This is a genomic window from Jeotgalicoccus psychrophilus DSM 19085, from assembly GCF_000425845.1.
GTDB classification, from domain to species: Bacteria; Bacillota; Bacilli; order Staphylococcales; family Salinicoccaceae; genus Jeotgalicoccus; species Jeotgalicoccus psychrophilus.
On sequence record NZ_AUEF01000010.1, the window covers coordinates 33,670 to 46,170 of the forward strand.

The window sequence follows — 12,501 nt, forward strand, 5'->3', positions numbered from 1 at the left end:
AGTGGAAAGAGGAATGTATATGACTGTTGAAGATCAAACGTATGTATACGACAAAGCAATTATCAACCGTATAAACAGACTGCAGGGACAGATTAACGGTGCTAAAAAGATGATTGAAGAAGGAGAAAACTGCCGTGATGTAGTCACACAGCTGAGTGCCGCGAAGAGCGCACTTAACCGTACAATGAACGTAATTATTAGTGAAAACCTGGTCGAATGTGTTAAGGAAGCAATGATTCATCCAGAGCAGAATGCAGATGATTTAATTAAAGAAGCCGTGGAATTATTAAACAAGAGCAGATAAGTTATCTGTTCTTTTTTTATTTTAAATTATACCCCCATAGGTATTTGACAGATAGAATTATACTTGTTAATATACCCCTACAGGTATTAAAAAGAAAAGGAGTTTTTAAAATGAATAGAAATAATTATCACATGAATGATGCAGATGAGTTGCTTAACAGAGGAGAGTATCTGCTTGACGTCAGAGAAACATTTGAATATGAACTTGGCCACGTTAAAACAGCGAAACACATTTCTTTAACAGAACTGGAGCAGCGTGCGACTGAACTGCCGAAAGATAAAAAAATATACACATACTGCAAGAGTGGCAGGCGCAGTCAAACAGCCGCAGATTTATTGAGTGCCAAAGGTTTTGATGCAATCAGCCTGGAAGGCGGGTTTTCATCTTATACAGGAAAGTTCAGCAGTACTGATACTGAAGAAGTTATTGCTCCGGTGGAGACGCATTCAAATATTGCCGAAGATCGTATTAAAATCGCAGCACACGGTCTGCAGTGTCCGGGACCTCTGTTAAAAGTAAATGAAGTGATGAGCGGTCTCGACACAGGCAAACAGATGGAAATCACTGTAACGGATCACGGCTTTTGTACAGATGTTGAAGCATGGGCTAAAAAGCATGGACATGTCGTACTTAAAAATGAAGTATCCGGTGAAAATGTGACTGTTGTGCTTGAAAAGAAAGCACCGGCAGCAGCTGAAGGACACAAGATGGTTGAAACGAAAGACGGCGCGACGATTGTTGTCTTCAGCGGTGATATGGACAAGGCGCTTGCTTCATTCATTATTGCATCCGGTGCAAAGAGTATGGGCAAAGAAGTAACGATGTTCTTTACTTTCTGGGGCCTGAATATTATTAAAGACCCGAATGCACCGAAAAAAAATAAAAAAGGTCTCGATAAAATGTTCAGCATGATGATGCCGAAGTCAGCTTCAAAACTGCCGATTTCAAAAATGAATATGCTCGGCATGGGTTCTAAAATGATTCAGCATGTGATGAAGAAAAAGAAAGTGGATGCATTATCGGAAATGATTGAAAAAGCCGACAAACTCGGCGTTAAAATGATTGCCTGTACGATGAGTATGGATATTATGGCAGTCGATAAAGAGGAACTTCTATCGAATGTTCAGTTCGGTGGGGTCGGCACATATCTCGGAGATGCAGAAAACGGGAATCTTAACTTATTTATATAGACTAAATTATAAAAAACTGGAGAGTGTATTAAATGTATTTCAAACAATTTTATGATCAGAAACTTTCGCAAACTTCTTATATGGTAGCGTGTCAGAAGACAAAAGAAGCTATTATTATCGACCCGAAACGTGTACTGGATGAATACGCAGAAACAGCAAATGCTGAAGGTTTTAAAATAACACAAGCGACAGAAACGCATATTCATGCTGACTTCGCTTCAGGTCTTCGTGATACAGCACGTAAATTTGGAGCGAAACTGTTCGTGTCGGATGAAGGCGACGAACACTGGAAGTATCAGGACGTTCCGGAAGATACGGTATACCTTAAAGAAGGCGACGTTATCAATGTCGGCAATGTTGAATTAAAAGTCATTCATACACCGGGACATACCCCTGAGAGTATATCATTCGTACTGACAGACCTTGGTGGTGGAAGTACTGAGCCAATGGGAATATTTACAGGTGACTTTATGTTTGTCGGTGATATCGGGCGTCCGGATTTACTTGAAGAAGCAGCAAATATGAAAGGCACGACAGAAGAAGGTGCCAATTCTATGTTCAGTTCATTGCAGAAGATGGCGGATTACCCGGACTTCATGCAGGTATGGCCGGGACACGGTGCCGGAAGTGCATGCGGCAAGTCACTTGGTGCGGTGCCGTTATCAACGCTTGGTTACGAGCGCCAGAATAACTGGGTGTTCAAATATGATGATAAAGAGGCATTCATTACCGAGCTGACAAGTGATCAGCCGGAGCCTCCGAATTACTTTGCACATATGAAAAAAGTGAACAAAGAAGGACTGCCGGAATTCAATGTGAGAGAAGTTGAAGTCGCAACGCCGGAAACTCTCCCGGGGCAGGTATTCGACTTAAGAAGCAAAGAAATATTCAAACAAGGCTTTATGAAAGGTTCAATCAACTTACCTTATAACGGGAAATTCCTTCAGTTCGCAGGCTGGTATATCAATTATACTGAGCCGATGACGGTAATCGCCAATCCTGAAGATAGTCAATCAATTCAGGAAGATTTGGCATCAATCGGCTTTGATAATCTGCAGTTAATTGTACCTGCGGACCAGGCAGATAAGTATTTTAATGACTCATACGAAAATATTTCCCCGGAAATACTTGTTCAGAATATAGATGGCATAAACATCTTGGACGTCCGTTCAAGTTCGGAATATAATGCCGGAAATATTGAAAGTGCGTCACATATTCATTTTGGTAAACTGCAAAATGCAGAAATTCCATTCAGCAAAGAAGATAAAATTTACGTACACTGTCAGTCAGGTGTCCGTTCAGCAATCGCAATGAGTGTTTTAAAAGCCCGCGGATTCGATGATTTAATCAACGTCGAAAGAGGGTATATGGGCATTAAAGCAGTGATGAACTAATGGATATATCATTTATAACGGTTATATTCTTTATCGGTTTTCTGGGTTCTTACATTTCCGGCATGGTGGGAATAGGCGGTTCGATTATAAAGTACCCGATGCTGCTTTATATTCCGGCTATGCTGGGATTCACTTCTTTTACAGCACATGAAGTTGCCGGCATCAGTGCAGTACAGGTGTTTTTTGCAACGATTGGAGGTGTCTGGGCGTACAGAAACAGTGGATATCTTAATCTTCGCCTGATTATCTATATGGGCGGAGCGATCCTTTTTGGAAGTCTGCTTGGCGGATACGGCTCCGGATATCTTTCGGAACCTCAGGTGAATATTGTTTACGCGGTACTTGCAACTATTGCAGTAGTCATGATGTTTATGCCTAAAAAAGAAGTACCCTACTCGCCGGGAGATTCACTGGACTATAATAAATATCTTGCAGCGGGGCTGGCCTTTATTACAGGTACAGCTTCCGGTATTGTTGGTGCAGCGGGTGCATTTATCTTAGTGCCGATTATGCTAGTCGTTCTTAAAATACCTACACGGGTAACAATTGCGACGAGCCTTGCTGTGACATTTATATCTTCAATTGGGACAACGGCAGGTAAAATTTTAACAGATCAGGTACTGTACGGTCCTGCGCTGATTATGATTATTGCTAGTCTGATAGCAGCGCCTCTCGGTGCACAACTTGGCCAGAAGATGAATACAAAAATATTGCAGTGGATGCTTGCGGTTTTAATTTTAGCAACAGCAATTAAAATATGGATTGAAATCTTACTATAGGGCAGGGATAATTATGGCTCATTTAAAAACAGTTTGGAACGGAAGTACGAAAGGAACAGGTACAATTACAGCAGATAAAATGGATACTCAGATTGCGATTCCGACCGTTTCCGGAGGCAGCGGCGACGGTGCGAACCCTACAGATCTGCTCGCAGCATCGGCAGCATCCTGTTATGCGATGACACTGATTGCACTGACCGCTGCGAGAAAATTGCCGGTAATAGGTCTCGCGATGACAACAGATGCAGTGAATTCGAAAGATAAAGGATTAAAAATCGTTCACTATCCTGAAGTCAGTCTTCCTGAGAGTGCAACTGAAGAAGAGATTAAATTTGTGGAACGTGCATTTAATACTGCAGATATGGGTTGTCATATCGGCAATCTGCTTAAAAGAGCAGATGCAGAAATTAAGATAGAAGGAAAAATTACACTGATATAACAAAAATGCTGTTTTAATGAGGAGTGTTTGAATGTCGAATCAATTAAGACCTTTATTTCATGAACCAGAAACTGAAGACTATTTAAATGCTGCAAAAGAAGCGGCAAAAATGCTTAAAAATACTGCAATTGAAACACCGGAAGGTATGTACTGGGAAGAAGAACCATTTTCTCCGGCTGAACCTCATGAAAACACATTTATGGGACAGTTTTCTTTATACAGCGGTTCACCGGGTGTGATTTATTTTCTGACTCAGCTGGCACGAGCGGCTGATGATAACAGTTATTTAGACGATGCTGTTAAAGCTGGGAAGTATATTATCAGCAACTGGGACTGTGAAGTGAGAATGCAGCAGTACGGCGGTAATATCGAGCATTCAGAGTGGGGTGTGCTGAACGGTGTGACAGGGATTGCGTATGTATTTGGTGAGCTGGCAGAAGTTTCAGGGATGGCTGAATTTGATGAATTTGCAATTCAGCTGATTGAAGAAACGGCTGATGCGGCACGTCAGACAGATAAAGGAATTGTCTGGACAGGTGAACCTGCGATTTTCTTTGACTCCGGTATTATATTATTTTTAATTAAAGCAGCAGAAAAATATAAGAGAACAGACTGGCATGAACTTGCTTTAAAAGCAGGCGGGAAAATTCTGAATGAGGGACAGGAAAAAGAAGGTCAGATGACATGGCCGACAATCAATCCGGCTTATTTCGGAATTCCTGAAGACAGTGTAATGCCGAACTATTTTTACGGTACAGCAGGCGTTGCATATGCGATGGCATCTTTATATGAAGAAAATAAAGATGAAAGATATCTTGCAGCAGCTGAAAAAGGTGTAAAATATATTCAAGCGATTGCGACTGTTGAAGGAGACAATATTTTATTTCCGCACAGCTTTCCCTATTTAAAAGATGTGCATTATCTTGGGCTGTGTCACGGTGCAGCAGGAACTATCCGCTTGTTTTACAAACTGTATAAAGTGACTGGTGAAACGGAATATAAAGAGTGTACAGAAAATATCGTCAATGGAATTTTAAATACAGGCGCACCGGAACTTCATTCAGACGGCTACTGGAACGTCGCATCACAGTGCTGCGGTTCTGCAGGCATGAGCAGCGTGTTTCTTGGTCTGTGGGCAGAGACCGGTGAAGATAAGTATTTAAATTATGCGAAACGCGTTGGCAAGCAGCTGCTGAGCGAAAGCGTCTATGAAGAAAATACTGGAGCATGCTGGTATCATGCGTTCGACAGAACGAATCCTGAACATGTGACTGCGAAAATCGGTTATCTTGACGGATCTTCAGGCATCGCAGCTGAGTTGGTTCAGCTTTACCAGGCGGTGACGAATGATTTCGATATACTGAGACTGCCGGATGACCCGTATCCGAAAACAAAAACTCCCTCAGCAAAATAGCTGAAGGAGTTTTTAAATTGCTTAATTATTCATTTTTTAAATTAACAATCGTACGGCCTCTGACCTTGCCGTCGATTATATCATGAAGAACTTGCGGAAGCTCTTCGAGAGTGACTTCATTAACGACATCTTTGTCGAGAATTTCAGGTTTTAAATCCTTCGCCAGTCTATCCCAAACTTTTATACGCTGTTCCATGGGATAGAATACAGAATCAACACCGAGCCAGTGAATACCGCGTCCGATAAACGGCAATACAGTCGTATGGACTTGAATACCTCCAACCAGTCCGAATGTAGCAAGTGCACCTTCGGGTTTAAGCGTTTTAATAATATACTCTGTCGTTTTCCCGCCGACTGGATCAATTGCCGCTTGATACTGAGGTTTATGAACGGGCTTTTTATCATCATTAACTACATCATCACGGTGAATGATTTTCTTCGCACCAAGTGATGTTAAATAATCTTCTTCATCCATGCTGCCTGTACTTGCAACGACGTCGTAACCTAAAGCAGCGAGCATGCTAATCGATAAACTCCCGGCACCGCCAGAAGCACCGGCAACGAGCACTTCACCGTTATCCGGTGTAACGCCTGCCCGTTCAAGTTTTGAAATAGAAATACCTGCAGTAAAACCGGCTGTCCCAAGTTCCATCGACTCTTTTAATGTCAGTCCGTCAGGTAACAAAACGACATATTCAGCAGGAATACGTGCGACTTCAGAAAAGCCGCCTGAAATACCTGTCCCAATTTTATAACTCGTCGCGATGACTGAATCACCCTTTTTAAACTTGTCATCAGTGGATTCAATTACTACTCCAGCAAGATCAATCCCCGGAATAATCGGGAAGTCTTCAGCAATCTGACCTTCCGCCGCGACCATGCCATCTTTATAATTCACACTGGAATAGTGAACGTCAATCAGCACATCACCTTCGGATAAATCATCTACATTTAAATTTTTAATACTCATCTCTGTGCCTTCGTCTGTCTTATCAGCAACTAAAGCTTTGAAAGAATTCATTATGAGCCTCCTAAAATTATTATTGTTTATATCTTCCCTGGGGCAGGAGGAGATAATCGTTAAATAAAGATTATGAGTACTTTCTTATTTATCACACTTTATTTGTATCCGCTTTCATATAATTGCTTGTAATATTCAGATAATAATAATATACTCAAGTTGTATTCATTATTCTCTAGGAGGAATTACATGTCAAAACAAATTTTTGAGATTGATTTAACCAAGAAAATGCATGAGCAAAAGCACCCCGGTCACAATCGCTGGCATCCTGACATCCCCGCAGCCTTCTCCGTAAATCCAGGCGAATCATTTAAACTTGAGTGCCTCGACTGGACAGACGGTCAGATTTCAAATAATGACGATCCTTCAGATATTGCAGATGTAAACTTAAAACGCGTTCACGTATTGAGCGGGCCTGTCCATATTAATGGTGTAGAACCTGGTGACTTACTCGTTGTTGATATTTTAGATATTGGCACATTCAGTGCACATGAGTGGGGTTTTAATGGCATTTTTGCTAAAGAGAATGGCGGTAGTTTCCTGGTAGATCATTATCCCAATGCTGCAAAATCAATTTGGGATTTTGAAGGGATTTACGCAACGAGCAGACATGTCCCTAACGTTAAATTTGCAGGTATTATCCATCCTGGTTTAATCGGTGTTGCACCGTCTCAGGAGTTACTGGATAAATGGAATAAAAGAGAGAAAGCTTTAGTTGATACTAATCCCGCGCGTGTACCGGCATTAGCAGAACTGCCAGATGAAGATTCTGTTGTCTTAGGAACATTAAAAGGAGAAGCTTTTGACCGTGTTGCACGCGAAGGAGCAAGAACTGTTCCTCCTAGAGAAAACGGTGGTAACTGTGATATTAAAAATTTATCCAAAGGATCGAGAATCTATTTCCCTGTATTTGTTGAAGGTGCTAAATTATCTGCTGGTGACCTTCACTTTTCGCAAGGTGACGGAGAAATTACATTCTGCGGCGGAATAGAAATGCCGGGATGGATTGAGCTTAAAGTAGATGTAATTAAAGGCGGTATGAAGAAGCATAAGATTGAACATAATCCTGCTTTCCAGCCGGGACCTGTAATGCCTCACTACAATGAATATCTGGTTTTCCAAGGTATTTCAGTTAATGAGTTTTCGGGTGATCAGACTTATCTGGATGCAAATACTGCATACAGAAACGCATGTCTAAACGCTATCGAATACTTAAAAACGCGCGGCTTCACCGGAGAGCAGGCATATATGCTGTTAGGATCAGCACCTGTACAGGGGAATATTGCAGGGATAGTGGATATACCTAATGCATGCTGTACATTATCACTTCCTAAAGAAATTTTTGACGAAAATATCATTCCGGAGCTGGAGAAATAAATGCCGAGATATACTTTTTTATGTGAAGCATGCGGAGAGCATGATGCATGGAAATCAATGTCCTCTGATGTTACTAATGATGTCTGTCCGGATTGTAGCAAAGAAACAAAACGTGTGTACAATGGATTTCAGGTAAGCAAAATGGATGCTAAGCTGAAAAGTCATATTGAACAAGGTATGACACCTAAAGTAGTAACTAAAAATAATCTGCCCCAAAGTAATATGAAACAGCAAAACAGAAACCCAAGACCCTGGATGATGTAATATAAGAAACTGTAAAGGTGACTGCTGTCTGCTTTTACAGTTTCTTTAATATTTGAGGTTAATTAAGGGGAGATTTACATGAAAATGATCGTGGGTATGGATTCATTTAAAGGGAGCCTGTCTTCTGCTGATGCAAATATGGCAGTTGAAAATGGTATAAAACAGGTGTTTTCGGATGCGCTGGTAAAATCATTTACCATGGCTGACGGTGGTGAAGGTACCGCCCAAACACTCGTTGACGGTATGAACGGCAGTACGGTTGAGATAACAGTAACAGGTCCGCTCGGCACACCGGTTCAAGCTTCATACGGTTTAATTAAAGAGGAAAATCTTGCAATTATAGAAGTTGCATCAGCATGCGGGTTAACATTGTTGTCTAAAGATCAGCTGAATCCGCTTATAACCACAACTTACGGTGTCGGTGAATTAATTAATCATGCTTTTAAGAATGGTGCGAGAAAATTCATCATCGGTCTAGGCGGCAGTTCAACGAATGACGGCGGTGTCGGTATGCTGCAGGCGATGGGCTACGAGTTTATGGATGTTCTTGGTGTTGAATCAGAAATGGAAGTCGCAGATTTGGTCATTACGGGTGAAGGCAGAATTGATGCACAGACATCGATGGGGAAAGTACCTGCAGGCATGGCGAATATGGCTGGAAAGTTTAACATTCCTGTTATTGCTGTCGGCGGGAGCCTGACTGAAGATGCTTACAATCTTAATCATCATGGAATAAATGCGGTATTTTCAATTCAGAATGAACCAGTGTCTGTTGAACAGGCGATGGAAAGTGAACGGACACAAAAGAATATTGAAAAAACTGTTGAACAGATAATGCGGGTGCTGAATATTAGTTCGTAATTTTAAATGAAAACGGCCGGAGAATCCTAATGATGGATTTTCCGGCCGTTATTTAGTTAAAAAATGATGGGACTGGTATGAAATGCTTTCATGTGTATCCACAACTCGTGGGATTGGTAAGAGATGTTTTCATGCGTATCCACAACTCACGGGACTGGTATGAAAGACTTTCATGTGTATCCCAGCCCTATAGATTCAAATTATTCAGTTTCCTGTCCTTCGTGGTAAATCTTTTCCAATGCTTCCTGGAATAATTCAACGGGCTGTGCACCTGAGATTGAATATTTATCATTAACGAGGAAGAATGGTACTCCCTGAATACCAAGGCTTGATGCTTGTGAGATATCCACATTAACATCCTGGTTGTACTGATCGCTATTTACGATTTCACGTACAGCAGCACCGTCTAAACCAACTGATTCTGACAGACGTGCTAGTGTATCTTCATCGTTCAGCACTTCGCCGTTTGTAAAGTGTGCATCGTATAGTGCTTTAAAGAATTCTGTGCCTTTACCTTGTTCTTTCGCATACTGGAATACGCGGTGAGCGTCCAGTGTGTTTGTTAATTTAGCAGTCTCATAATTAATTTCCACACCTGCCTGTTCAGCAGTTTCTGTTACTTGTCCAAACATGCCTTTAGCACGTTCTTCTGGAATACCTTTCATTTTAGCGAAAGTTTCCGCATACGTTTCACCTGGAGTATATTCAGCATCCGGCATCAGCTGGAAACTCTTGTACTCAATTTCAACTTCGTCTTTATGTTCGAATGTTTTAAGCGCGTTGTCTAAGTTTGCCTGTCCAATAAAGCAGAACGGACAGACGAAATCTGACCATATTGTAATTTTCATTATTTTTTATCCTCTTTCTCTTCGTTGATTGGACCGCAAATACCGGTCTCGAAGTCACATACCATACCTGAAGTACCAAGATCTAAAGTTTCAATCCCTTTAATTTCTTTAGGTTCTTCTTTTGAAGTAATATTTTCATTTTCTTTTACACTCACAATTAAAACTCCTTTCGTGTAAAGTAGAACTGTAACTGTCTATAATTTTAACAGGCAGGAAGGAATTGCACGATAAAACTGCTTGCTACTCGTGCACTGCTGCGATAACTTTATCAGGATTAAAACCTGAAATAATCTGGCCATTAATAATTGTCTGGGGCACTGTGAATTTTCTCGTGCTGCCGATTAGTTTAACGATGGAAATCGGATTAATATCCACGTTAACCTCTTTATATGAAACATCCATAGAATCCAGCAAATCTTTTGCCATACCGCATACCGGACATGTTGCTGATGTAAAGATTTTTACCTGTTCACTCATAAAGTTTCCTCTTTCATTCCTATTAGTTACTTAATTTTAACAGGATAATTGTTCAATAACGAAAAAACTGCCTGCAGCTCAATGAGCTGCGGGCAGTTTAATATAATTTATCTTGCCCACACTCTGTGGGCTTTAACATCATTTAGGAAGCCATCGAAGTCCTGTTCGATATCAGTAACACCTGCGTCATCTTTAGTGAATGACAACGAGTCGAATATATTTACTGAGTCGGTGCCGAAACCAATTGCTTTTTTGTGCTTATAAGCAATTTCAAGGTTTTCAATTGCCGGTGCAGGGAGCGGTTGTTCTCCGCTGATTACAATTAGTGAGTCAAACAGCACGGCATGTACTGTATCGAATGTCGCATCTAATGTCATATCTCCGATATGATATATTTTATCCGAAATAAACATAGGCTGAAGCCCCTGTTTTTCAAGTTTCTCTTTCGTTTCTTTCAGAGTTTTCTCTGCAACATCAGGCATAATAATTACACCAACTGTACGTGTATTAAGTGAGAAGTTTGTATTCATCATACTTAAAGCAGGTGAACTTTTGTCGTAAGTTGATTCATTATTTTCAGCAGGTACCGCAGCACCAACCTGATCTGCAACGTATTCCGTTAAATCACGGTCGATATTGTTAAAGAGCTTCGTAAGGGCAAGTTCTCTGATTTCCATATCACATTTTCCAAGTTCAAAACTTACTGCATCGTATAAATGCTGTTTCTCATGTTTTGATAGTGAGTTTAAGAACATTTTTGCCTGGCTGAAGTGATCTTTAAAGCTGTCGCTTCTTGCCTGAACTTTACGTCCTTCCACTTTTTCCTGGTAATGTTCATAGCCGCCTTCTTCAGGACTTAAAGGTTCAGGCTGATTATTATTCATATGGTTAATATGATGTGCAGTCTGCCCTTTGTGAATCGACATCTGTCCATAGCCGTCACGCTGATTATTAGCAAATGGACACATCGGACGGTTAATCGGCAGCTGGTGGAAGTTTGGTCCGCCAAGGCGAATTAACTGGGTGTCTGTGTACGAGAATAGACGTCCCTGCAAGAGAGGGTCATTTGAAAAATCAATGCCGGGTACAACGCTGCCCGGGTGAAATGCAACCTGCTCAGTTTCTGCAAAGTAGTTGTCCACGTTCTGGTTCAGCGACATCTTGCCGACGATTTGTACAGGCACATCTTCTTCCGGACATAATTTAGTCGGATCCAGAATATCAAAGTCCATTTTGAATTCATCTTCTTCATCGATGATCTGCAGGCCGAGCTCAAATTCTGCAGGAATTCCTTTTTCAATATTCTCCCATAAAGTCTGACGGTTGAAATCAATGTTTTTACCATTAATCATCTGAGCTTCATCCCATAACACTGAATGCATGCCGTCTTTTGGTTTCCAGTGGAATTTAACAAAGTGGCTTTTACCTTCAGCATTAACGAGTCTGAATGTATGCACACCGAAACCTTCCATCATGCTGAGGCTCTTAGGAATCGCACGGTCACTCATCAGCCACATTACCATATGCGCACTTTCTGTATTCATCGAGACATAATCCCAGAAAGTATTATGTGCAGAAGCAGCCTGAGGCATTTCATTATGCGGTTCTGGTTTAACTGCGTGGACAAAGTCCGGGAATTTAATTGCATCCTGCATAAAGAAGACCGGCATGTTATTACCTACCAAGTCAAAGTTCCCTTCATCTGTATAAAATTTAGTCGCAAAACCGCGTACATCACGCGGAATATCCATTGAACCGCGGCTTCCGGCAACTGTAGAAAATCTTGTAAAAACAGGAGTTTTCTTACCGGGTTCTGTTAGGAATTTAGCTTTTGTATATTTTTCCAATGATTCGTAAACTTCGAATTCACCATGAACACCAAAACCGCGGGCGTGAACAACACGTTCCGGAATTCTTTCATGGTCAAAATGGGTCATTTTTTCGCGGAAATGGAAGTCTTCCATTAAAGTTGGACCGCGTTCACCAGCTTTTAATGAAAATTCGTCTTCACTGACAGGCAGTCCCTGATTCGTCGTAAGCGGTGCATTTTTCGTGTTATCGATCGTATCACGCTGATTCAGCTCGTCTTTCTTTCTAGACATTAAAGATCCCCTCCTGAAATAAAATACATAT

The 12,501-nt window shown here is 41.2% G+C and carries 14 protein-coding genes; 9 read left to right on the top strand and 5 right to left on the bottom strand.

What is annotated here, in order from left to right; translation table 11 throughout:
* The first annotated feature begins 19 nt into the window (after window positions 1-19).
* The 6 genes from H625_RS0105205 (at window position 20) to H625_RS0105230 (ending at window position 5,520) form a co-directional block, all read left to right on the top strand.
* Entirely contained in the window at window positions 20-304 is a 285-nt protein-coding gene (locus H625_RS0105205; protein ID WP_026858970.1) for a metal-sensing transcriptional repressor, read from the top strand.
* Between the two features lie 110 nt (window positions 305-414).
* Complete coding sequence (locus H625_RS0105210) at window positions 415-1,494, top strand: DsrE/DsrF/DrsH-like family protein (protein ID WP_026858971.1); 1,080 nt, start codon at window positions 415-417, stop codon at window positions 1,492-1,494.
* A 32-nt stretch (window positions 1,495-1,526) separates the two neighbouring features.
* A complete protein-coding gene (locus H625_RS0105215) occupies window positions 1,527-2,888 on the top strand; it encodes an MBL fold metallo-hydrolase (protein ID WP_026858972.1) in 1,362 nt (453 codons plus the stop codon).
* Window positions 2,888-3,667 (top strand): sulfite exporter TauE/SafE family protein, encoded by a 780-nt coding sequence (locus H625_RS0105220; RefSeq protein WP_026858973.1) that lies wholly within the window; start codon window positions 2,888-2,890, stop codon window positions 3,665-3,667. Before H625_RS0105215 ends, H625_RS0105220 begins: the two co-directional genes overlap by 1 nt.
* A 13-nt stretch (window positions 3,668-3,680) precedes the next feature.
* Window positions 3,681-4,106 (top strand): OsmC family protein, encoded by a 426-nt coding sequence (locus H625_RS0105225; RefSeq protein WP_026858974.1) that lies wholly within the window; start codon window positions 3,681-3,683, stop codon window positions 4,104-4,106.
* 31 nt (window positions 4,107-4,137) lie between these two features.
* Entirely contained in the window at window positions 4,138-5,520 is a 1,383-nt protein-coding gene (locus tag H625_RS0105230) for a lanthionine synthetase LanC family protein (RefSeq protein ID WP_026858975.1), read from the top strand.
* A 25-nt stretch (window positions 5,521-5,545) separates the two neighbouring features.
* Here H625_RS0105230 and H625_RS0105235 read toward each other — a convergent pair whose 3' ends face one another.
* On the bottom strand, window positions 5,546-6,541 hold the full coding sequence (locus H625_RS0105235; RefSeq protein ID WP_026858976.1) for an acrylyl-CoA reductase family protein: 996 nt from the start codon (window positions 6,539-6,541) through the stop codon (window positions 5,546-5,548).
* A gap of 189 nt (window positions 6,542-6,730) precedes the next feature.
* On the opposite strand from H625_RS0105235, the gene fmdA reads away from it, so the two are divergent.
* The 3 genes from fmdA to H625_RS0105250 all read left to right on the top strand — a co-directional run bounded on the left by fmdA (window position 6,731) and on the right by H625_RS0105250 (window position 9,043).
* The gene (gene fmdA / locus H625_RS0105240; RefSeq protein WP_026858977.1) at window positions 6,731-7,918 is read left to right on the top strand and encodes a formamidase; all 1,188 of its coding nucleotides are present in this window, start codon (window positions 6,731-6,733) and stop codon (window positions 7,916-7,918) included.
* Window positions 7,919-8,182, top strand: a complete 264-nt coding sequence (locus H625_RS0105245) for an FmdB family zinc ribbon protein (protein WP_026858978.1) — start codon at window positions 7,919-7,921, stop codon at window positions 8,180-8,182. It begins immediately after the preceding gene.
* A 78-nt stretch (window positions 8,183-8,260) separates the two neighbouring features.
* Window positions 8,261-9,043, top strand: a complete 783-nt coding sequence (locus H625_RS0105250; protein WP_026858979.1) for a glycerate kinase — start codon at window positions 8,261-8,263, stop codon at window positions 9,041-9,043.
* A gap of 200 nt (window positions 9,044-9,243) precedes the next feature.
* Here the strand turns inward: H625_RS0105250 and H625_RS0105255 are convergent, their stop codons facing one another.
* The 4 genes from H625_RS0105255 to H625_RS0105270 all read right to left on the bottom strand — a co-directional run bounded on the left by H625_RS0105255 (window position 9,244) and on the right by H625_RS0105270 (window position 12,470).
* On the bottom strand, window positions 9,244-9,891 hold the full coding sequence (locus H625_RS0105255) for a DsbA family oxidoreductase (protein ID WP_026858980.1): 648 nt from the start codon (window positions 9,889-9,891) through the stop codon (window positions 9,244-9,246).
* On the bottom strand, window positions 9,891-10,046 hold the full coding sequence (locus H625_RS13575) for a hypothetical protein (protein WP_156897184.1): 156 nt from the start codon (window positions 10,044-10,046) through the stop codon (window positions 9,891-9,893). The genes H625_RS0105255 and H625_RS13575 overlap by 1 nt, the downstream gene beginning before the upstream one ends.
* 85 nt (window positions 10,047-10,131) lie before the next feature.
* Window positions 10,132-10,368: a glutaredoxin family protein gene (locus H625_RS0105265; protein WP_026858981.1), complete on the bottom strand. Its 237-nt coding sequence runs from the start codon at window positions 10,366-10,368 to the stop codon at window positions 10,132-10,134.
* Between the two features lie 107 nt (window positions 10,369-10,475).
* The gene (locus H625_RS0105270) at window positions 10,476-12,470 is read right to left on the bottom strand and encodes a catalase (RefSeq protein ID WP_026858982.1); all 1,995 of its coding nucleotides are present in this window, start codon (window positions 12,468-12,470) and stop codon (window positions 10,476-10,478) included.
* Window positions 12,471-12,501 lie beyond the last annotated feature (31 nt).

Bases quoted from the DNA above. Each gene is read 5' to 3' on its own strand.
- H625_RS0105230 (WP_026858975.1), top strand. From the start codon at position 4,138: ATGTCGAATCAATTAAGACCTTTATTTCATGAACCAGAAACTGAAGAC.
- H625_RS0105215 (WP_026858972.1), top strand. From the start codon at position 1,527: ATGTATTTCAAACAATTTTATGATCAGAAACTTTCGCAAACTTCTTAT.
- H625_RS0105205 (WP_026858970.1), top strand. From the start codon at position 20: ATGACTGTTGAAGATCAAACGTATGTATACGACAAAGCAATTATCAAC.
- H625_RS0105265 (WP_026858981.1), bottom strand. From the start codon at position 10,368: ATGAGTGAACAGGTAAAAATCTTTACATCAGCAACATGTCCGGTATGC.
- H625_RS0105250 (WP_026858979.1), top strand. From the start codon at position 8,261: ATGAAAATGATCGTGGGTATGGATTCATTTAAAGGGAGCCTGTCTTCT.
- H625_RS0105270 (WP_026858982.1), bottom strand. From the start codon at position 12,470: ATGTCTAGAAAGAAAGACGAGCTGAATCAGCGTGATACGATCGATAAC.
- H625_RS0105245 (WP_026858978.1), top strand. From the start codon at position 7,919: ATGCCGAGATATACTTTTTTATGTGAAGCATGCGGAGAGCATGATGCA.
- H625_RS0105225 (WP_026858974.1), top strand. From the start codon at position 3,681: ATGGCTCATTTAAAAACAGTTTGGAACGGAAGTACGAAAGGAACAGGT.
- H625_RS0105210 (WP_026858971.1), top strand. From the start codon at position 415: ATGAATAGAAATAATTATCACATGAATGATGCAGATGAGTTGCTTAAC.
- fmdA (WP_026858977.1), top strand. From the start codon at position 6,731: ATGTCAAAACAAATTTTTGAGATTGATTTAACCAAGAAAATGCATGAG.
- H625_RS0105220 (WP_026858973.1), top strand. From the start codon at position 2,888: ATGGATATATCATTTATAACGGTTATATTCTTTATCGGTTTTCTGGGT.
- H625_RS0105235 (WP_026858976.1), bottom strand. From the start codon at position 6,541: ATGAATTCTTTCAAAGCTTTAGTTGCTGATAAGACAGACGAAGGCACA.
- H625_RS0105255 (WP_026858980.1), bottom strand. From the start codon at position 9,891: ATGAAAATTACAATATGGTCAGATTTCGTCTGTCCGTTCTGCTTTATT.